At 64.5% G+C, this 19,843-nt stretch carries 24 protein-coding genes; 13 read left to right on the top strand and 11 right to left on the bottom strand.

The genetic code is table 11. The features are described from left to right. Positions 1–14 precede the first annotated feature (14 nt). From rnpA to yihA, 4 genes are all read left to right on the top strand, one after another. Positions 15–398, top strand: a complete 384-nt coding sequence (gene rnpA / locus ACSH0F_RS01675; RefSeq protein ID WP_435199291.1) for a ribonuclease P protein component — start codon at positions 15–17, stop codon at positions 396–398. Next, the gene (gene yidD, locus ACSH0F_RS01670) at positions 395–604 is read left to right on the top strand and encodes a membrane protein insertion efficiency factor YidD (protein WP_278327863.1); all 210 of its coding nucleotides are present in this window, start codon (positions 395–397) and stop codon (positions 602–604) included. The genes rnpA and yidD overlap by 4 nt, the downstream gene beginning before the upstream one ends. A 69-nt stretch (positions 605–673) precedes the next feature. Then, positions 674–2,446, top strand: coding sequence for a membrane protein insertase YidC (gene yidC, locus ACSH0F_RS01665; RefSeq protein ID WP_435199289.1), 1,773 nt, complete (start codon positions 674–676; stop codon positions 2,444–2,446). Continuing rightward, positions 2,446–3,090, top strand: a complete 645-nt coding sequence (yihA, locus tag ACSH0F_RS01660) for a ribosome biogenesis GTP-binding protein YihA/YsxC (RefSeq protein ID WP_435199287.1) — start codon at positions 2,446–2,448, stop codon at positions 3,088–3,090. The genes yidC and yihA overlap by 1 nt, the downstream gene beginning before the upstream one ends. Here the strand turns inward: yihA and ACSH0F_RS01655 are convergent. From ACSH0F_RS01655 to ACSH0F_RS01645, 3 genes are all read right to left on the bottom strand, one after another. Then, positions 3,087–3,305, bottom strand: a complete 219-nt coding sequence (locus ACSH0F_RS01655) for a hypothetical protein (protein ID WP_435199285.1) — start codon at positions 3,303–3,305, stop codon at positions 3,087–3,089. The genes yihA and ACSH0F_RS01655 overlap by 4 nt on opposite strands. 82 nt (positions 3,306–3,387) lie before the next feature. Next, entirely contained in the window at positions 3,388–3,600 is a 213-nt protein-coding gene (locus tag ACSH0F_RS01650) for a cold-shock protein (RefSeq protein ID WP_435199283.1), read from the bottom strand. A 217-nt stretch (positions 3,601–3,817) separates the two neighbouring features. Next, positions 3,818–4,237 carry a VOC family protein gene (locus ACSH0F_RS01645; RefSeq protein WP_435199281.1) on the bottom strand — a complete coding sequence of 140 codons (420 nt, stop codon included), beginning with the start codon at positions 4,235–4,237 and terminating at the stop codon, positions 3,818–3,820. A gap of 106 nt (positions 4,238–4,343) precedes the next feature. Here ACSH0F_RS01645 and ACSH0F_RS01640 point away from each other — a divergent pair, with 106 nt between their 5' ends. From ACSH0F_RS01640 to ACSH0F_RS01620, 5 genes are read left to right on the top strand one after another with little or no spacing between them, the layout of a single operon-like run. Continuing rightward, positions 4,344–5,003, top strand: coding sequence for a glutathione S-transferase family protein (locus ACSH0F_RS01640; protein WP_435199279.1), 660 nt, complete (start codon positions 4,344–4,346; stop codon positions 5,001–5,003). Further along, positions 5,003–5,872, top strand: a complete 870-nt coding sequence (locus tag ACSH0F_RS01635; protein WP_435199277.1) for a S1/P1 nuclease — start codon at positions 5,003–5,005, stop codon at positions 5,870–5,872. Before ACSH0F_RS01640 ends, ACSH0F_RS01635 begins: the two co-directional genes overlap by 1 nt. Further along, a complete protein-coding gene (gene dapE / locus ACSH0F_RS01630; RefSeq protein ID WP_435199275.1) occupies positions 5,869–7,002 on the top strand; it encodes a succinyl-diaminopimelate desuccinylase in 1,134 nt (377 codons plus the stop codon). The genes ACSH0F_RS01635 and dapE overlap by 4 nt, the downstream gene beginning before the upstream one ends. Positions 7,003–7,026: 24 nt before the next feature. Further along, positions 7,027–8,265 (top strand): dicarboxylate/amino acid:cation symporter, encoded by a 1,239-nt coding sequence (locus ACSH0F_RS01625; RefSeq protein ID WP_435199273.1) that lies wholly within the window; start codon positions 7,027–7,029, stop codon positions 8,263–8,265. Between the two features lie 9 nt (positions 8,266–8,274). Continuing rightward, the gene (locus ACSH0F_RS01620; RefSeq protein ID WP_435199271.1) at positions 8,275–8,673 is read left to right on the top strand and encodes a GFA family protein; all 399 of its coding nucleotides are present in this window, start codon (positions 8,275–8,277) and stop codon (positions 8,671–8,673) included. A 4-nt stretch (positions 8,674–8,677) separates the two neighbouring features. On the opposite strand, the gene nth is transcribed toward ACSH0F_RS01620, so the two are convergent. From nth to dapB, 3 genes are read right to left on the bottom strand one after another with little or no spacing between them, the layout of a single operon-like run. Beyond that, the gene (gene nth / locus ACSH0F_RS01615) at positions 8,678–9,328 is read right to left on the bottom strand and encodes an endonuclease III (protein WP_435199269.1); all 651 of its coding nucleotides are present in this window, start codon (positions 9,326–9,328) and stop codon (positions 8,678–8,680) included. Beyond that, the gene (locus ACSH0F_RS01610) at positions 9,325–9,675 is read right to left on the bottom strand and encodes a hypothetical protein (protein WP_435199267.1); all 351 of its coding nucleotides are present in this window, start codon (positions 9,673–9,675) and stop codon (positions 9,325–9,327) included. The genes nth and ACSH0F_RS01610 overlap by 4 nt, the downstream gene beginning before the upstream one ends. After that, entirely contained in the window at positions 9,672–10,400 is a 729-nt protein-coding gene (gene dapB, locus ACSH0F_RS01605) for a 4-hydroxy-tetrahydrodipicolinate reductase (RefSeq protein WP_435199265.1), read from the bottom strand. Before dapB ends, ACSH0F_RS01610 begins: the two co-directional genes overlap by 4 nt. Before the next feature lie 73 nt (positions 10,401–10,473). Between dapB and ACSH0F_RS01600 the strand changes: the two genes are divergently transcribed. Both ACSH0F_RS01600 and ACSH0F_RS01595 read left to right on the top strand, forming a co-directional pair. Beyond that, positions 10,474–11,175, top strand: coding sequence for an NAD-dependent deacylase (locus tag ACSH0F_RS01600; RefSeq protein ID WP_435199263.1), 702 nt, complete (start codon positions 10,474–10,476; stop codon positions 11,173–11,175). Between the two features lie 41 nt (positions 11,176–11,216). After that, positions 11,217–11,747 (top strand): hypothetical protein, encoded by a 531-nt coding sequence (locus ACSH0F_RS01595; protein ID WP_435199261.1) that lies wholly within the window; start codon positions 11,217–11,219, stop codon positions 11,745–11,747. A 58-nt stretch (positions 11,748–11,805) separates the two neighbouring features. On the opposite strand, the gene ACSH0F_RS01590 is transcribed toward ACSH0F_RS01595, so the two are convergent. From ACSH0F_RS01590 to rpsT, 4 genes are all read right to left on the bottom strand, one after another. Then, complete coding sequence (locus ACSH0F_RS01590) at positions 11,806–12,570, bottom strand: HesA/MoeB/ThiF family protein (RefSeq protein ID WP_435199259.1); 765 nt, start codon at positions 12,568–12,570, stop codon at positions 11,806–11,808. Next, positions 12,567–12,989 carry a DUF983 domain-containing protein gene (locus ACSH0F_RS01585; protein WP_435199257.1) on the bottom strand — a complete coding sequence of 141 codons (423 nt, stop codon included), beginning with the start codon at positions 12,987–12,989 and terminating at the stop codon, positions 12,567–12,569. The genes ACSH0F_RS01590 and ACSH0F_RS01585 overlap by 4 nt, the downstream gene beginning before the upstream one ends. A gap of 96 nt (positions 12,990–13,085) precedes the next feature. Next, positions 13,086–14,498: a chromosomal replication initiator protein DnaA gene (gene dnaA / locus ACSH0F_RS01580; RefSeq protein ID WP_278327845.1), complete on the bottom strand. Its 1,413-nt coding sequence runs from the start codon at positions 14,496–14,498 to the stop codon at positions 13,086–13,088. 509 nt (positions 14,499–15,007) lie between these two features. After that, complete coding sequence (rpsT, locus tag ACSH0F_RS01575; protein WP_278327844.1) at positions 15,008–15,268, bottom strand: 30S ribosomal protein S20; 261 nt, start codon at positions 15,266–15,268, stop codon at positions 15,008–15,010. 219 nt (positions 15,269–15,487) lie between these two features. Here rpsT and msrB point away from each other — a divergent pair, with 219 nt between their 5' ends. Continuing rightward, entirely contained in the window at positions 15,488–15,919 is a 432-nt protein-coding gene (msrB, locus tag ACSH0F_RS01570) for a peptide-methionine (R)-S-oxide reductase MsrB (protein WP_435199254.1), read from the top strand. An 86-nt stretch (positions 15,920–16,005) separates the two neighbouring features. Next, a complete protein-coding gene (locus tag ACSH0F_RS01565; RefSeq protein ID WP_435199252.1) occupies positions 16,006–18,177 on the top strand; it encodes a transglycosylase domain-containing protein in 2,172 nt (723 codons plus the stop codon). A 72-nt stretch (positions 18,178–18,249) separates the two neighbouring features. Here ACSH0F_RS01565 and ACSH0F_RS01560 read toward each other — a convergent pair whose 3' ends face one another. After that, positions 18,250–19,782, bottom strand: coding sequence for a Do family serine endopeptidase (locus ACSH0F_RS01560; RefSeq protein WP_435200515.1), 1,533 nt, complete (start codon positions 19,780–19,782; stop codon positions 18,250–18,252). Between the last annotated feature and the right edge of the window lie 61 nt (positions 19,783–19,843).

Here is a 19,843-nt window from a genome sequence, read left to right as displayed (position 1 = left end):
CGTATCTGGCATCCATGCACCCGAGCATCTCCGTCATCCGCAAACGTAGCGATTTCCTTGCGGCGAATCGCGGGCTGCGCGTGGCGCGCCCGGGCTTCGTCCTGCTCGCTCGGCCCAACGACGGGCAGGGGAAGCGCTATGGCATCACGGTTACGAAGAAGATCGGCAATGCCGTGGTGCGCAACCGCATGAAGCGGCGCTTTCGCGAGCTGCTATGGAGCGCGCTGCCGGACAGCGGCCTGCCAGATCACGACCACATACTGATCGGCCGCGAAGGCGGGGTCGAACGCGACTTTGCGCAGCTGCGCGAGGAACTCGGCGCAGCGCTCACCCGGGCTGCCGAGGGCAAGGGCGATGCCGCGCGCGGTCCGCGCAAGCGCCGGAGTCGCCGGGCGTGAAGCACATCTTCATCTTCATCGCGCGCCTGTGGCAATGGGGGCCGAGCCGGATCCTTCCGCCGACCTGCCGCTATGCGCCATCATGCAGCGAATATGCCGTGCAGGCGCTGGGCAAATACGGTGCGATCAAGGGTGGATGGCTGGCGCTTAAGCGTATAATGCGCTGCCACCCATGGGGCGGGCATGGCTACGACCCGGTGCCCTAGCGCCGCTGTCTTGACTATATAACACACCTCCCCAAATACCGAACACGACTGACTACGACGGGACCGACCTTGGAAAACCAGCGCAATCTGATCCTGGCGATCGCTCTTTCCTTCCTGCTGCTGATCGGGTGGGATTATGCGATGCAGTATTTCTACCCGCAGCCGGAAGAGGCGCTGGTGGAAGAGGTCGCCGATACGCCGGCCTCGCGCGCTGCCGAGGCCACGCAGCACTCGCGCACTGGCGGACTGGTCGATCCAGCATTGCAGGCGCAGGAGGAAGTCGATGTTGCGCGGGCTCTCGCCTCGCCCGACCGCCTGCCGATCGACGCGCCGCGCGTGGCGGGTTCGATCAACCTGCGCGGCGGCTTGATCGACGATATCGTCCTCAAGGATCACACCGAGACGACGGATGAAGACAGCGGCCCCGTCCGCCTGTTCTCGCCCAACGGAACGCCCGCGCAATATTTCGCGCAGTTCGGCTGGGTCGGCTCGAATATCCGCGTGCCCGGCGTGCAGACGTTGTGGGAGGCGGATGGCGAGCGCCTGACGCCCGAGACACCGGTGACGCTGAGCTGGAACAATGGCCAGGGCCTGACCTTCGAAGTCACCTATGCCATCGACGACAATTACATGATCACGGCCGAGCAGGCGGTCAGCAACACCTCCGGCAATCAGGTCGTCGTCGAGCCCTTCGGTCTCGTCAATCGCACCAGCCGCACCGCCAGCCAGGATATCTTCAACGCGCATTCGGGCCCGATGGGCGTGTTCGGCGACACGGCCGACTACGATGTCGATTACGAGGACGTGGACGAGGCAGGCGTCGTGCGCCCGCAGGGCCGCACGCGGTGGGCGGGCTTCGCCGATATCTACTGGCTCGCCGCCCTTGTCCCGCAAGATGGCAGCGCACCGGCGACCAGCTATCGCGCGCTCGGCAACGAAACCTATCGGGCCGATGTGATCTACGAGCCGATGACCGTTCCGGCCGGTCGCAAGTTCACCACCACCTCGCGGCTTTATGCGGGCGCGAAAGAAAGCGTGGTGCTCGACCAGTATCAGGATGCCGGAATCGAGAAGTTCGGTTTCGCGATCGACTGGGGCTGGTTCCGCTGGTTCGAAAAGCCGATCCTGTGGCTGCTGCGCACGCTGTTCGACGCGGTCGGCAACTTCGGCGTCGCCATCATCATCCTGACCGTCATCGTGCGCGGCCTGATGTTCCCCATCGCACAGAAGGGCTTTGCCAGCATGGCCGCGATGAAGGCCATCCAGCCCAAGATGAAGGAGCTGCAGGAGAAGTATAAGGACGACAAGCCGAAGCAGCAGCAGGAGATCATGGAGCTCTACAAGCGAGAGAAGGTCAATCCGCTTGCCGGCTGCCTGCCGATGCTGCTCCAGATCCCGGTGTTCTTCGCGCTCTACAAGGTGCTGATCCTGGCGGTCGAGATGCGGCACGAGAAATTCGCCTGGATCGACGACCTCTCAGCGCCCGATCCGGCCAACCTCGCCAATGCGCTGGCCTATGTCGGCATCGATGTGCCCGGCTGGCTGATGATCATCTTCGGCCTCGGCGTACTCGCCGTGCTGCTGGGCTTCACCATGTGGCTGACATTCAAGCTCAATCCCAGTGCGATGGATCCGATGCAGCAGAAGATCTTCGACATCATGCCGTGGATCCTGATGTTCGTGATGGCCCCGTTCGCGGCGGGCCTGCTGCTCTACTGGGTCACCTCCAACGTGCTGACGCTGGCACAGCAGAAATATCTCTATTCCAAGCATCCGCAAATGCGCGCGATGATCGAGGAAGAGAAAAAGAAGAAGGCGGCCGAGGCGGCCAAGGCCACCTGATGGACGAGGCCGAACTCGAGACGCTGGAAAAGCGCGCGACCAAGCTGTTCTCGGGCCGGGTGGAATTCCTGCTGTCCGCGCCGCAGCTCAAGTTCCTGCCCGAGCCGGACGTGCCGGAAATCGCCTTTTGCGGGCGGTCGAACGTCGGCAAGAGCACGCTGCTCAATGCGCTGACCGGTCGCAAGGCGATTGCGCGCGCGTCCGTCACACCGGGGCGCACGCAGGAGCTGAACTTCTTCGAAGTTGGTGATCCGACGCTGTTTCGCCTCGTCGATATGCCGGGCTACGGCTTCGCCAAGGCGCCGGTGAAGGTGGTCGAGCGCTGGAAGAACCTCGTGAAGACCTACCTGCGCGGCCGCGCGGTGCTGGCCCGAACGCTGGTCTTGGTCGATGCCCGCCACGGTCCGAAAGAGGTCGATCGCGAGATGATGACGATGCTCGACGAAGCAGCGGTCGGCTATCGCGTCGTCCTGACCAAGGCGGACAAAATCAAGGCGAGCGAACTCGAAAAGGTCGTCGCCGCGACCGAGGCGGAAGCGCGCGAGCATGTCGCCGCCTATCCGGAAATCCAGGTGACCAGCGCGGAAAAGGGCATGGGCATCGGCGCGCTTAGAGCAGCGGTGCTGGCCGACGCGGGCGTTTAGCTGGACGCGATCGCTTCTGCCGCAGCACGCTTTTCGGCGCTAACCTGAAGCGCCTTCTCGCGTTGCGTCTTTACCTTGCGCGCCTGAATCGCGAGGCCGCGCCAGGTTTGTTCTGCCCGCAGGCTGCGTTCCCGGACATTATCGAGAGTAGCGGCCTTGGCTTCCGCAGCGGCCTCTTTTGCGCGCGCGTCGTAGAATTCGAATGTCTGGCTCATGCTCGATCTCTCGCCGGAGGGAAGGTGTGCGAAATTCCCCCGCACGCACACGATGCGCGTGCGGGGGATGGTCTTGTCGGCCTTAGTCGGCAGCCGAGAGGTTCACGGCGCTGGCCTTGCCATTGCGGCCGGTCTCGACTTCGTAGTTGAGACGCTGGTCCTTATCGAGCGACTGCATGCCTGCGGCCTGCACGGCGCTGATGTGGACGAAGCTGTCGTCCGAGCCGTCGTCGGGCTGGATGAAGCCATAGCCCTTGTCGGCGTTGAAGAATTTGACTGTTCCGGTCTTGCTCATGATGGTTCCTTTCAAGAACGCATGGGTTTCTCTCGCCGCGACATGCGGCGTGGTCGTGCTTAAAATCGTCCGATGAAAGGAAGTCGAAGTCTGGGTTGCGCCTGCACACGCGGGGGGGTGTCGGGCGGTCGTCAAAAGCCGAAGTCCGTCGCATAATTCGACGTCAGCGAGATCGCCCTAGCACGGCACTTGGCATTTACCTAATTGGCATTGGTCGTCAGGTCGCAAACAGCATCGCGTCGTCGGCGAAAGCCTTCATTTCCAGCGCGTTTCCGCTGGGATCGCGGAAGAACATCGTCGCCTGTTCGCCGGGCTGGCCCTTGAAGCGGATGGTCGGTTCGATGGCGAAATCGACATTCGCCGCGCGCAGCCGCTCGGCGAGCGCCTGCCAGTCATCCATCCGTAGGACGATCCCGAAATGCGGCACCGGCACGCCATGCCCGTCGACATGGTTGCTCGCCCGATCGCCCGATCCGCCCGGCGCGAGATGGGCGACGATCTGATGGCCGTAAAAGTCGAAATCGATCCACTCGTCGCTACTGCGCCCCTCGGCGCAGCCCATGGTCTCGCCATAGAAGCGGCGGGCTTCGGCGAGGTCGTCGACGGGAAAGGCTAGGTGGAAGGGGCGCAGGCTCATGCCGCCCGTCTAGCCCAGCCGTCGTTCGTCGCAAAGCCACTTCGTTCAGCCTCGACACTGCCAAGCTGAACCTCTACCGCGCAGGCGAAACAGGTGGGACACGCGCATGAAACTCGTCATCGGCAACAAGAACTATTCCAGCTGGAGCCTGCGCGGCTGGCTCGCGGCCAAGCAGTCGGGCCTCTCCTTCGAAGAGATCGTGGTTCCGCTGTTCGGCGAGAACTGGGAAGCCGACAAGCAAAGCGGCGAAATTCGCCCGTCGAGCGGCAAGGTCCCGCTGCTGTGGGACGACGAGGTGGTCGTGTGGGACAGCCTCGCCATCCTTGAATATCTTGCCGACAAGGTCGGGCGCGACCGCTTCTGGCCCAAGGACGATGTGGCGCGCGGCATGGCGCGATCGATGGTCGCCGAAATGCATTCCAGCTTCCAGGCACTGCGCGGCGAATGCCCGATGAACGTGCGCAAGCGCTTCGACGAGTTCGAGCCGAGCGAGGCGTGCACGGCCGACATCATCCGCATCCTCGGCCTGTGGGCGGAAGCACGCAGCCGCTTCGGCAGCGGCGGCCCGTTCCTGTTCGGCACCTTCGGCGCGGCGGATGTGTTCTTCGCGCCGGTGGTCAGCCGCTTCATCAGCTACCAGATCGCCGTCCCCGGCTTCGCCGCTGCCTACATGCAGGCGCTGTGGGAGCATGAGTGGATGCAGGGCTGGATCGAGGCCTCGGAAAACGAGGAGTGGGTGATCGAGCAATACGAGACCGTCGGCTGATGCGGTTCGTTGCTATTCTCGCGGCGCTGCTCGCGCTGTTGCCGGCACAGGCGAAAGCCTGGGGCTATTACGCGCACACCGTTACGGCCGAGATCGCCGAGGCGAATGTCGAACCCGAAACGCGCGCCAAGATCGAGCGGCTGCTGCGCGCCTCGCCGCAACTGGGCACGCCCGACTGCCCGCTCGCCAGCATCGAGGACGCAGCGGTGTGGCCCGATTGCCTGCGCGGGGCCTACTGGCGCTGGGGCTATACCTTCGCCTGGCATTACCAGACCGAGCCGATCACCGAGGAATACAGCGCCCGCAAGAACTGCTCCGGGGGCGCCTGCGTCAGCGCGCAGGTGGAGCGCAACCAGCGCATCCTCGCCGACGAGAGCCTGCCCGACAATGTCCGGCTGGAAGCGCTTGCCTTCATGGTTCACTTTATCGGCGACATTCACATGCCGCTGCATTCGGGCGACAAGGACGATCGCGGTGGCAACGATCGCACCGCCGCCTATGGCATCGTGCCGGGGCTGAATCTGCACTGGGTGTGGGACGGGCCACTGGCGGAGCGCGCGATCAGCGGCGATCCGCCGGTCGTGCGCCGTTATTCCGCCGCCGAGCGCGCCGAGCTGGCGGGCGGCCGCGCGGCGGACTGGGGCCGCGAGAGCTGGCAGCTTTCGCGGGACTTCGTCTATCCGCAGGCCTTCGGCTGCAATCCCTGCGACGGCGAGCTGCCCGACGAAACCGTGCTGTCGCAGGACGTGCTCGACCGCTCGATCCCCATCGCCCGCCGCCGCGTCTTGCAGGCCGGCCTGCGCATGGCGGAATATCTCGACGAGGCCTTCGCGCCCGGCCCGCTGCCCGAGCAGGAGCGGGACTCATGAGCGCGCTCGACCTTGCGAAGCAGCTGATGGCTGCGCACAGCGTCACGCCCGCGCGCGGGCAGGTGTTCGATGCGATGGAAGCCATGCTGACGCCGCTCGGCTTCGAGGTTACGCGCTTCACCCGTGGCGAGGGCGAACAAGGCACGCCGGAGGAAGCGGTCGAGAACCTCTTCGCGATACGGCGCGGGCCGGCAGGCTCGAGGCATTTCGCTTTCGCCGGGCACCTCGACGTGGTGCCGCCCGGCGACGGCTGGATCAGTGACGCCTTCGAGCCGGAGGAGCGGGGCGAATTGCTCTACGGGCGCGGCGCGGTGGACATGAAGGGCTCGATCGCTTGCATGGTCGATGCGGTGGCGAATGTGCCGGCCGAAGCCGGGACGATCAGCTTCATCATCACCGGCGACGAGGAAGGCCCGGCGCTCCACGGCACGCGCGCGCTGATTGATTACATGAAGGCCGAGGGCATCCGGCCCGACCTGTGCCTCGTCGGCGAGCCGACATCGGTAAACCGGCTCGGCGACATGATGAAGATCGGGCGGCGCGGTTCGGTGAACATCTGGCTGGAGGTCCAGGGGACGCAGGGCCACGTCGCCTATCCGCACCTTGCCGACAATCCGATCCCTAAGCTGGTCGCCATGCTGGCGGAACTGGACGCCCTGGTGCTGGATGAAGGCACCGACTGGTTCCAGCCGAGCAATCTCGAGATTACCGAGATCGACATTCCCAACCATGCGCACAATGTAATCCCGGCCAGGGCCAAGGCGCGCCTTTCAATCCGCTTCAACGATACGCATTCGGGCGCCTCGCTGTCTGAGAAAATCGGTGCGATTGCGGAGAAGCACGGCGGCACCGCGCTGCCGATCATCTCGGGCGAGCCCTTCCTGACGCCGCCCGGCGAATTCAGCGATATCATTGCCGGTGCGGTGAAGGCGGAAACCGGGATCGATCCCGAGCCCTCCACCACCGGGGGAACCTCGGACGCGCGCTTCCTGCGTGCCGTATGCCCGGTGATCGAATTCGGACTCTGCAACGCAACCATGCACAAGCGCGACGAGGCTGTAGCCATCGAGGACCTTTCGACGCTAAGCCGCATCTATGCGCGCATCGCGAAGGACGCGCTGGCCCCTTAGAGGCCGAGTTGGGGAGGGATCGCCGTGCTGAAGACCTGGTTCGAAATTCCGCTGTGGCAGCGCGTCATCACCGCGCTCATCCTGGGCGTGCTGACCGGCTGGGCCTGGGGGCCGGATGCGGAAAGCATCAAGTGGATCGGCGATTTCTTCATCAAGGCGATCAAGATGCTGGTCGTCCCGCTGATCTTCTTCAGCCTCGTTTCCGGCGTGGCGGCTATCGGAGACTTGCGGAAGCTCGGCGCGGTCGGCGGGCGGGCGATGATCCTGTTCGTGGTGACGGGGCAGATCGCAGTATGGCTCGGCCTCGGCCTCGGCACGGTGCTCGCTCCGGGGGCGGGCGTCGATACCAGCGCGATCCAGCGCGGCGAGACGCCGGTGCCCAACGAGACCACGGCGGTCGACATGATCCTTTCCATCGTGCCCGAAAGCCCGGTGCAGGTGATGGCAGACGTAGCGGTGCTGCCGCTGATCGTCTTCTCGCTCCTGATCGGCATCGGCATTTTGATGGCGAAGGAAGAGGGCGTGCCGGTCCAGAAGGTGTTCGATAGCGGCGCGGTGATCATGCAGAAGGTCACCATGATCGTGATGGAGCTCACCCCGTTCGGCGTCTTCGCGCTGATGGCCTGGGTGGCGGGTACGCTGGGGCTCGATGCGCTGGTCAGCCTCGCCAAGCTGGTGGGCCTCAACTACCTCGGCTGCCTGCTGATCATCGCCTTCATCTATGGCGGCATGATCAAGTTCCTCGCCAAGCTGCCGGTGCGCGATTTCTTCCGCGGCATCGTCGATGCGATGGCGGTGAGCTATTCCACCGCCAGCTCCAATGCGACGCTGCCGGTGACCTTGCGCTGTGCGGAGCGCAATCTGGGCGTCTCGAACTCGGTCGCGGCCTTCGTGATCTCGCTTGGCGCGACGATCAACATGAACGGCACCGCGATGTATCTCGGCCTCGCCACGCTGTTCGGCGCGCAGATCTTCGGCGTCGACCTGTCGATGGGCGACTATTTCCTGATCTCGATCCTCGCGACGCTGGGCGCAGTCGGGGCGGCGGGCATTCCGGGCGCGGGCCTCATCATGATGGCTCTGGTCTTCGGCGCGGTCGGCGTGCCGCTCGAGACGATCGCCTTCGTGGCAGGCGTGGACCGGATCATGGACATGATGCGCACCACAACGAACGTCAGCGGCGACGCCGCTGTGGCAACGACGGTGGCGGTGATGACGGGTGAAATCGACCGGGGCGAGATGGTCTCGGCGGATGATGTTTAGGATGACGCAATGACATTGGAATGCCTGTGCGGGCAGATGTCGATCAGCTTCGATGGCCGCCCCGATTTCGTTCACGAATGCAATTGTACGCTCTGCCGGAAAAGCGGGGCGCAGTGGAGTTATCTCGCTCCTGATGCGGTGAAAGTGAATGGCGAGACGACTGGTTTTCGGCGCGCCGATAAAGCTATGCCTGCTGCCGAAACGCATTCCTGCAGCAAGTGCGCCGCGACCACCCACTTCGTCCTCACGGAGGCAGTGATCTCCGAGCATGGGAATACGATGATGGGCGTGAACATGAGACTGGCCGACGCTGCCAACTTGCGGGGTATGGAAATACGGTATCCGGATGGCGCTGCGTGGGAGGGAGCAGGCGAGTTCGGCTACGTCCGCAGTTCTTCGACGCTCTGAAGGGTCACCGCCCCTTCGGCTTCTCCAGCACTTTTGTCCGGTAACTGCACAGATCCACCACATTGCATCGCCAGCACTCGGGCGTGCGCGCCTTGCAGACATAGCGGCCATGCAGGATCAGCCAGTGATGCGCCCCTAGCCGGAAGGGCTGGGGCACGCGCTTTTCGAGTTTCGCCTCGACCTGCTCGGGCGTCTTGCCCTTGGCGAGGCCGGTGCGGTTGCCGACGCGCAGGATATGCGTGTCGACCGCGAAGGTCTCCTGACCGAACCAGCAGTTGAGCACGACATTGGCTGTTTTGCGGCCCACGCCGGGCAGCCGCACGAGGTCTTCGCGCGTGTCGGGAACCTCGCCGCCATACTCGTCGACCAGCAACTGGCTGAGCGCGATCACGTTCTTGGCCTTGGAATTGAACAGGCCGATGGTCTTGATGTGTTCTTTCAGGCCCTCCTCGCCCAGCGCCAGCATCTGCTGCGGCGTCTCGACCTCGCGGAATAACGCGCGCGTCGCCTTGTTGACGCCGACGTCGGTGGCCTGCGCGGAAAGCGCCACGGCCACCACCAGCTGGTAGGAATTGCCGTATTCCAGCTCGGTCTCGGGCGAGGGATTGTCCTCGGCGAGGCGGCGGAAGAATTCGAAGATCTGGTCCTTGGTCATCGTTTGCTGGCCGTCCGGATAAAGGGGAAGGCCGCGACGCTCCACAGCACGCCCCAGACGATCATCCGCCCGCCATGGGCAGCCTGGAGGTCCGGGTTCGACAGGAACGGCAGCGCCAGAGCGACGAGCACCGCCAGCATTACTCCGAAGCTGATCAGTCCGAGCTGCCACGGGGCCGGAGTCTGCACCAGCGACGCATACCCTGCGGGAAGCCCGACCACCGATGCCAGGCCTGCCCATAGCGGCCAAGAATAGGCCACGCCTGCCTCCGGTATGCTCATCACGTAACCGATCGCACTGAACAGGATGGCCAGCGCCAGGCCGCAACCGATGGCGAAACCCTTCAAAGCCCCAGCACCTGCTCCATCGTGTAGCGGCCCGGCTCCCGACCCTTCAGCCAGTCGGCAGCCTTGACCGCGCCTCGGGCAAAGATTTCCCGGTTCTCGGCGCTGTGGGAGAGGGTGATGCGCTCCTGCTCGCCCGCCAGGATCACGCTGTGCTCGCCCGCCACGGTCCCTCCGCGCAGAGCCGCGAAGCCGATTGCCCCGCGCTCGCGCGCACCGGTCTGCCCGTTGCGACCGCTCTCGCGGTTCGTGGCAAGATCGATCCCGCGCCCTTGCGCCGCAGCCTCGCCCAGCAGGATTGCAGTGCCGCTGGGCGCATCGACCTTGCGGCGATGGTGCATCTCGACGATCTCGATATCCCAGTCCGGCCCGAGCCGCGCGGCGGCCTCCTGCACCAGATGCGCCAGCAGGGTCACACCGAGCGAGGTATTGCCTGTTTGCAGGACCGGTACCGCCCGCGCGGCATGGTCGATCGCTTCGTGATGGCTCTGTTCCAGCCCCGTGGTCCCGATCACGATCGGCACGCCCGCGCCGATCGCTGCGTGGAGGTTCGCCTGCAGCGCTGCCGGGGCGGAGAAGTCGACCAGCACATCGCTCACATCGGCCAGATCGCCCACGTCGTCGCCCTTGTCGACGCCGCCGGCATAATCATGGCCCGAGGCCTCGATCACGCGCCGCAGCACCTCGCCCATGGCGCCCTTGCTGCCGATTACGCCGATATTCGCCATTGGTCCTCGTCGCCCTACCGCTTCGCTGCTTGAGGGCGGTTGATCGCCTCACTGCCTTCGCTACTTGAGAGGAATGGCTGAAATACGCAACATCGTGATCCTGACCGGTGCGGGGATATCGGCCGAGAGCGGCATCGACACCTTCCGCGCCGAGGGCGGGTTGTGGGAACAACACAAGGTCGAGGACGTCGCCACGCCCGAAGGCTTCGCGCGCGATCCCGATCTGGTGCTGCGCTTCTACGACATGCGGCGCGAGGCGATCCAGACGAAGAGGCCCAACCCCGCGCATGACGCGCTCGCCCGACTGGACGAGCACTGGGAGGGCAACCTCCTGATCGTCACGCAGAATGTCGACGACCTGCATGAGCGCGCCGGCGCGAAGCGGGTGTTGCACATGCATGGCACCCATCTCAACGCCTGGTGCACCGCTTGCGATGCGAAGAACCCGTGGACCGGCACACTTGCGGACCGTCCGCCATGCCCCGCCTGCGGGACGAATGCGCTGCGACCCGATGTCGTCTGGTTCGGCGAGATGCCTTACGAGATGGAGCGCATCTACTCTGCGCTTCGCACTGCGGACCTGTTCGTCAGCATCGGCACCTCCGGCGCGGTCTATCCCGCCGCCGGTTTCGTACGCGATGCGCGCAGCCTGGGTGCGCGCACGCTGGAACTCAATCTCGAGCGCAGTCAGGGTTCGGGCTGGTTCGACGAAAGTAGGCAGGGCAGGGCGAGCGAGCTGGTTCCCGAGTGGGTCGACACGCTGCTGGATAAGTGAGGCCTGTCGGAACGCTTGAGCGGCGACGGAATTCCAGCCCCATGAAGCAGATTGCTAGCGCTGCCGCACTCGCCCTGACTCTCGCCGCCTGTTCCGGTCAGGAGCCGGCCGCCGAGCCCGAAGCCGATATGGCCGACGCGACGCCGAGCGCCTCGGCAAACGACAGCGAGATTGAGGACATGTCCGCCGGCGATGCGGACGCTGCCATGGATGCAATGGAGCGCGACGATGCCACCGATGGCTCTACGGCAAACGCCAGCGCGCGCAGCGAGGTGCAAGCGATCCCGGCGGCTTTCCGCGGAATCTGGGCGACCTCTCTCGAAAACTGCTCCGCGCGCAGCTTCTACCGCGTGACGGTGAAGGACGACCGCGTGAATTTCTTCGAGGACGGTGGCTTTGCCAGCGATATTCGAGTGAACGGCAATGCGCTCGCCGTGACCTACCCCTTCGAGAATCCGAACGGCGAAACCGAAAACCACGTGGTCTATTTCGCCCGCGAGACGGAGGACGGCATCCGCATCCGACAGGGCGGCGGGGAAAGCCAGACTTATGTCGCCTGCCCCGATCAATAGGTCGGCGGGCGCTCGATGATTTGCCTGTAGTGCTTACCGCAATTCTGCTGCCTGCGTTTCAGGAGCACCCCTTGCAGGCAGGATCCTTTGCAATCGCGAAACTGCGCATGTCTGGCTTGAGTCCGTCGAGCAGGTAGACCCTCCCCCAGTCTATGTCCGGCATGTTGCCCGACGGCCCCAGCAACGCTCGCACTGCCTGTAGCGCGGCGAAGGTCGCCGCCCAGCCGGCCATCGCGCCCAGCATGCCTTCCTCGGCGCAGGTGTCGCAGTCCTCCGCATCGAAGGCGTCGCCGACGAAACAGCGATAGCAGGCCTCGGTCGGCAAGTGACCCGCGAATGCGCCGACCTGGCCCTGGAAGCGGCCGACGGCGGCCGACAGCAGCGGCACGCGCTCGGCCACGCAAGCATCGGAAATCGCCAGGCGGGTCGCGAAATTGTCCGTCCCGTCGAGCACCAGATCGGCCCCGACGACGAGGCGATGCGCGTTCTCGCTGGTAATGCGCCGGTCACTGATCGTCACGTCGAGCGCGGGGTCGAAAGTGCTTACCCAGCGCTTGGCGATCACCGCCTTGCCGTGGCCGATGTCGCGCGTGTTGAACAGCGTCTGGCGCTGCAGGTTGCTCGCCTCGACCTTGTCGTCGTCGACTAGTGTTAGCCGGCCAATCCCTGCCGCGGCGAGATATTGCAGCGCCGGCGAGCCAATCCCTCCGAGGCCGACGAGCACGAGGTGCTTGCCAGCCAGCGCCACCTGCCCGGCGCCGCCGATCTCGGGCAGCACGATATGGCGAGCAAAGCGGTCGAGGCGATCTTCCGACAGGCTCATCCGGCAGCGTCCTCGTCGGCGGCGGGGAGGCGCTCTTTGCGAAACCCGTGCATCCCGTTCCACCATTGCATTCCGATCACCGCGCCTTTCGACGGCTGGAGCAGGGCAACCAGCATTACGACGGCCACCGGGATGATGATTGCGACGATCGCCATTGCGCCCAAGGCCAGTTCGGCGACGAGGAAAATCAGCACCGGAGCGAGCAGGTGGCCGGTCACGAACAGGGCGATATAGGCCGGGAAATCGTCCGCCCGCTGGCCCGAAATGTCGAGCTTGCAATGCGCGCAGTCATCAACCGGTTTGAGCCATTTGCGGAACAGCGTGCCTTCGCCGCAGCGCGGACACCGGCAGCGCGCTCCGCGCCAGAGCGTTTCGGCGAAGGAAGCAGGCAGGGCGTAGCGCGATGGGTCGGAGGCCATGACCGCCCTTTGGCCGCTCGCACGCGCGCTGTCGACAACCCTGTGCAAAGGGCTGTCAATCAGACATGCATAACCTGTGGGTACGGAGGGGAGCGATCAGCTCTCCAGCTGGCGCAGCAGGCTGCGCACATCGCCGTCCATATCGGCATCGCGCTGGCGCAGATCCTCGATCAGCCGCACGGCATGGATCACGGTCGAATGATCGCGTCCGCCGAACTTGCGCCCGATTTCGGGATAGCTGCGCGGCGTCAGCACCTTGGAGAGATACATCGCAACTTGCCGCGGGCGAACCACGGCGCGCGCGCGGCGCTTGCTGCTCATTTCACTGCGGTCGATGCGATAGAACTGGCACACGGTCCGCTGGATTTCGTCGATCGTGATGCGGCGGCGATTAGCCGACAGGATATCGGTCAGCTGTTCCTCAGCCAGCTGGAGCGAGACTTCCTGCCCGGTCAGCTGGGCATAGGCGATCAGCTTGTTGAGGCCGCCGACCAGCTCGCGCACATTGCGCGTGATCGTGCGGGCGAGGAAGTCGAGCACGTCCTCGGGCACCTGGAGCGGTGCGAACTTGGTGAGCTTGGAGTGCAGGATTTTCTTGCGCAGTTCGATATCTGCCGCCTGGATGTCGGCGACGAGGCCCATCGAGAGGCGCGAGAGCAGGCGCGGCTCGACCCCGTCGAGCGCCTGTGGTGCCCGGTCTGCGGCGAAGACAAGGCGCTTGCCTTCGGCCAGCAGCGCATCGATCGTGTAGAGCAGTTCTTCCTGCGCCGAAGCCTTCCCAATGATGAACTGGATGTCGTCCACCAGCAGCAGATCGAAGCTGCGCAGGCGCGCCTTGAATTCCAGCATCTGGTTGGCTTTCAAGGCCTGCACGAACTCGACCATGAAGCGTTCGGCACTGCAGTAGAAGATGCGGCTGCGCGGATGGGCCTGCAGGAAAGTGTGGCCGATGGCGTGCAGCAGGTGCGTCTTGCCCTGTCCGGTCGCGCCCTTGAGGTAGAGCGGGCTGAACTGCGGCTTTTCCGTCGCGCTCATGCGCTGGGCTGCGTTGAAGGCGAGGATGTTGGCTTCACCGGTGATGAAGGCGGCGAAGGTCAGCGAGGGGTCGAGGCCGACGCTGGAGGTGAAGCCGCGGTCGCCCAGCGTGTCGGCGCTGATCGCCATCATCGAACTGTCGGCACCGTCATTCGCCGGGCGGCGACCGTCCGAATGCAGACGCAGGTCGGCGACCTGGCGGCGGCCCGGGTGTACCTGAATGTTGACGTGGCGCACGTCGCTGCACGCGATCTTCCAGGCAAGGCTCAGCCGGTCGGCGAAGCGGTCCTTGACCCAATTGGCGCTGAATTCGGTCGGCAGGAAGAGGTCGAGCGTGCCGGTTTCCTTGTCGATCCCGCCGACCTGGATCGGTTTGATCCACTGACTGTGAAGCTGATGCCCGAGATCCTTGCGCAGGCCCTGGCTGATGTCCGACCAGTCGGCCGCCAGGTTTACAGCTTCACTATCTTCCATGAAATCGTCCCGATTTTTCTGTTTTGCTTTTGTCGCGTCGGCACCCTTGCCCATAGTCACAAACTTCCCCCAAGCGCGGAAGCGCATCGGCCTCCGCGATCCTATAGTTCCCGTCGCGTGAAAGGGAGCGGACAAAGCTTCGCCCCACCCCGGAATCGGTGTTTTCCGGAGGTTCCCCTCTTGCAGTTCGTATGTGAGGCGCGGGCTGTCCCGTCCCGTGCCGGTGAAGATGTTTTAGGCAGGCGGGCGAATGAGTCGCAAGGGGGATAACTGCAATAAATCGGAAATAATCTTGTTGACTCGCCGCAAGCCCGCAGGCTGCCGTTCAAGCACCTGATTTACCTTCGTTTGGCTTCGTTGTGGCAGGCGAATCGCAGGAATCTCTAGCCTTGCTTGACGGTTCGATTGCGGCGTTGCGACGTAACGTGACCAGGATGCAACAAGGGGTCCGCGCGCGATGCGGCGGACCCCTGTCGAATTGCTACCGGGCGGGCCCGAAGGCCGGCGAATCAGAGCGCGGCGACGCGCTTGCTGAGACGGCTCATCTTGCGAGCGGCCGTGTTCTTGTGCATCACGCCGCGGGCTACACCGCGAGCAAGCTCGGGCTGCATGGTCTTGAGCGCGTCCTGCGCGGCCGACTTGTCGCCGCCTTCGATCGCCACTTCGACCTTCTTCACATAGTTGCGAATGCGGCTCATGCGGGCGCCGTTGATTTCGGCACGGCGTTCGTTGCGGCGGATGCGCTTCTTGGCTTGCGGCGTATTGGCCATATCTGTCCTCGTCAGGCCGCGCCGAAAGTCTGCGCGGCGGAAAATCTCGTCTGGGCGTTTCGAAAAGGCAGCCCATGGGCCGCCGGAAAGCGGCGCACTTAGCTGCGCTCCCCCGAATCGTCAAGCAATTGCTTGGCGCATGCCAGGCTGCGGCGGAACGCTGGTCTGCCCTGTCTGTTTGCCTAGATAAGAGCAAACGAAGCGAAGGGAAGACCGCCAGTGACAGAAAAGACGATCCGCAGCGACGCCGAATGGCGTGAGAAGCTGACGCCCGAGCAATATCACGTGCTGCGCGAGGCCGGCACCGAACGCGCCTTCACCGGCAAATACGACAAGCATTACGACGAGGGCGAGTATTACTGCGCCGCCTGCGGACAGAAGCTGTTCGAGAGCGACGACAAATACAACAGCGGCTGCGGCTGGCCGGCCTTCGTTGCGCCGGCGGAAGGCGACGCGGTCGACGAGCACCGCGACACCAGTCACGGCATGATCCGCACCGAAGTCACCTGTTCCAATTGCGACGGCCATCTCGGCCATGTCTTCCCCGACGGTCCGCGCGATCGTGGCGGCATGCGGTATTGCATCAACAGCGCCGCGCTGACCTTTGAGCCGGAAGACGGTGAGGATGCTGCCTCGGAAGGGCAGAAATAGCCCACCGTTCAGCGGGGGTTATCCCTCGCCATGCTTGATTGTGGCCGATATAGGGCGGCAAGCAGACAAGGGATGTCCCGCAAGGTATGGACAAGAGAGGTAGCCGCCGGAAAAAAGCGGCGCGCAGTGAAACGGCCCGTCGCGCCGCAGCCGACAAGCCGCAGGGCCGCTTCGGCTCCTGGTTAAAGCGGCTGGCCGTCTGGGGTGGTGCGCTTGCGCTTCTCGGTGCCTTGTTCATTGGCCTCGCTGTGGCCTTCGCCGTGCGCTCCATGCCGAGCTATTACCAGCTCAAGGCCACGCAGAACGCCCAGACGATCGTCGTGCGCGCGCGCGACGGTACCGAAATCGTCGAACTCGGCCCGTCCTTCGGCCAGTGGCTCACCCATGACCAGATCCCGCAGGTGATGAAGGATGCGATGATCTCGGTCGAGGATCGTCGTTATTATTCGCATTTCGGTATCGATCCCTATGGCCTGACCCGCGCGGTTTACGAAGGCGTCACCGGCGACGACCGGATTTCGGCTACCTCCACCATCACGCAGCAGCTCGCCCGCAACGTTTTCCTCAACAACAACCGCTCGCTCGACCGCAAGGCGCGCGAGGCGATCCTGGCGTTGGCGCTGGAATGGAAGTTCTCGAAGGAGCAGATCCTCGAGCTCTATCTCAACAAGGTCTATTTCGGCGGCGGGGCCTATGGCGTCGATAGCGCCAGCCGCAAATTCTTTAGCCATCCGGCGACCGATCTCTCGGTTGCCGAGGCCGCCATCATCGCCGGGCTGGTGAAAGCACCCAGCCGCTATTCACCCACCGCCGATGTCGATGCCGCCGTGGGTAGAGCCAGCGTGGTGCTGCGGTTGATGAAGGAGCAGGGGCGCATCCCGTCCGATGTCACCGTCGATCCCTCGGCGGTCAGGCTCAAGGAGGAGAAGGGTCAGAATTCGGTCCGCTACTTCACCGACTGGGCGCTGCCGCAGCTCGATATGTTGCTACCTGAAACTTTCGAACCGATCGAGGTCTGGACTACGCTCGATGTCGGCATGCAGCGCGCGGCGACCGCAGCCATCCAGGGCAATACGCCCGGCGGCGCACAAGGTGCGCTCGTCAGCCTCGACCGCGACGGGGCGATCCTCGCGCTGGTGGGCGGCACCGATTATGTCGAGACGAGCTTCAACCGTGCCACCGATGCGTTGCGCCAGCCGGGGTCGAGCTGGAAGCTGTTCGTCTATCTGGCCGCGCTGGAAGCGGGCTACACTCCGGGCGACCGGGTGGTCGATACCCCGGTCACTATCGACGGGTGGAGCCCGCGCAATTCCAGCGGGCGCAATGTCGGCGAAATCGACCTGCGCACTGCTTTTGCGTATTCGATCAACACGGTGGCGGCACAGCTTGGCAATGAAGTCGGCTTCGGCACGGTCGCTTCGATGGCGCGGCGCTTCGGCGTGACGACGCCGATCAACACCTATCCCTCCATGGTGCTGGGATCGAACGAGGTGCGCCTGCTCGACATGACGCGCGCCTTTGCGGCGATATCGGCCGAAGGGCAGTCGGTCGAACCCTATGGCATCGTGAAGGTGACGACGGCCGAGGGCGAGTTGCTCTACCAGCACCAGAATGCGCGGCGCAGCCAGCTGGTGCCCGACTATGTCGCGGCGGGTATCACCGACCTGCTGCAGACCGCCGTCAACACCGGCACCGGCCGTGCGGCGCAGATCGGGAGGCCGGTCGCTGGCAAGACCGGCACGACCAGCTCAAACAAGGACGGCTATTTCGTCGGCTTTTCCAGCGGGATCACCACCGGCGTTTGGATGGGGCGGGACGACAATGCGCGGGTCGCAGGCTTGCAGGGCGGCACCGCGCCTGCGCGCGCCTTCGCCGCCTATATGCGCTATGCCGTAAAAGACCGGCCAGTCGAGGAATTCGACACCGATTTGCAATTGCCCGAATGGCAGCTGGAGCCGGACGATGAATACATGCTCGGCGATCCGGACGACTATTACTTCATCGACGAGCAGGGCAATCTGATCGAGCCCGGCCGCGAGGACGGCGAGCGGCGCGATCCCTTCGGCGACGCTTTCCCGCAGCCCGGCGATGGCGACCGTCCGCGTCAGCCGCAGGCACCGCAGCAGCCCGGACGCGGCGCCGATGGCGCACCGCAGGCGGTGGGAGACGATTTCCTCGACGAGGCGACCGGGGGTGCATCGCGCGGAACCCCGCGACCTTCACCGAGCCCGACGGTAACGGTCATCCGGCCTCAATAGATAGAGCAGACAGCAAAAGGGCCTCCCGCCATTTCGGCAGGAGGCCCTTTCTATTTCCATGCGCGAGGAAGCTTAGCGCAGCCGTACCGCGACATATTGCGGCGGACGGCCGCTGCGCTGGACACGCAGAAGCACCGCTTCACGGCCCTCGCGCTCGGCTTCATTCACGATGCCCTCGAGCTGAGAGAGCGTCGCGACCGGGCGGTAGTTGGCCGAAAGGATAATGTCGCGGCGCTGGAGGCCCTTGCGGGCAGCGTCGGAGTTAGGGTTCACGCCGGCAACGGCGAGGCCCTGCGTATCGGCGCTCACACCCAGCTGGCGGGCGATCTGCGCCGTGATCGGCAGCAGCTGGAGGCCGAGCCGTTCTTCGATCACCTCGTTCTCGCCCGGCTGCATCTCTTCCTCGTCGTCCATGTCCGGATCGAACATCTGCTGCTGGCGCAACTCATCTTCGCTCGGGCGCTTGCCGACGGTCACATTGATCCGGCGGCGTTCGCCATTGCGGATCAGCTCGATCGGAACGGTGGTGCCCGGCGCGATGTTGGCGACCAGGAAGGACAGGGTCTGCTCAGGCGTCACTTCGCGATTATTCACGCGCGTGACGATATCGCCGGCTTCGAGGCCCGCACGATCGGCAGCCTGGCCCGACTGGACCGACTGGACGATCTCGCCGCGATTGCGTTCGAGCCCGAGCGAATCGGCCACGTCGTCGCTGACAGGCGCGATATTGACGCCGAGATAGCCGCGTTCGATCTCAACCCCGTCGCGCAGCTTCTGGATGATCGGTGCGGCGATTTCCGCGGGAATGGCAAAGCCGATGCCGACGCTGCCGCCGGAGGGCGAGAAGATGGCGTTGTTGATGCCGATGACATTGCCCTGCATGTCGAACAGCGGGCCGCCCGAATTGCCGCGATTGATGGCGGCATCGGTCTGGATATAGCGGTCGTAGGCGCCGCCCGAACCGGTGTTGCGCTGGATCGCGGAGACGATCCCGCTGGTCACCGTGCCGCCGAGGCCGAAGGGATTGCCGATCGCGACCACCCAGTCGCCCGGGCGCGCCTGGCGGCTGTCGCCGAATTCGACATAGGGGAAGGCCTCGCGCCGGTTGACCTTGAGCACGGCAAGGTCGGACTGCGCATCGGTACCGACGAGTTCCGCCTCGTATTCGGTGCCGTCGGGCATGGTCACGGTGATCTCTTCCACCGTGCCGCGCCCGGTCGGGCTGACGACGTGGTTGTTGGTGACGACATATCCGTCTGCCGAGATGATGAAGCCCGAGCCGAGCGACTGGCCCTCGCGATACTGCGGCTCGCCCGGTTGCTGCTGGCCGCGACGACCGAACAGCCCTTCGAAGGGTGTGCCGGCGAAGGGGTTGGCATTCTGCTGCACTTCGATCCGCTGGCGGGTCGAGATATTGACCACGGCGGGCTGCAGCTGCGCGGTCAGTTCGGCAAAGCTTTCGGGGGCACCGGCGAGCGGGACCACGCGGGCCATCTGCGCATCGTCGTTCTGGGCCACCTGGGCACCTGCCGGATAGCCGGTTGCCAGCGTGATCGCGGCACCTCCGACCAAAAGGGCACTCGTTACGGAATAGGCATATCGCACGGGCTTCACGTCCTTCAAATCCTCTTCACTACTGTCGCGCGGCGCATCCGCTCGGTGAACC

It is taken from the genome of Qipengyuania sp. 902, from assembly GCF_051195295.1.
Classification (GTDB): Bacteria; Pseudomonadota; Alphaproteobacteria; order Sphingomonadales; family Sphingomonadaceae; genus Qipengyuania.
This window is presented reverse-complemented; position numbering and strand designations above follow the sequence as displayed.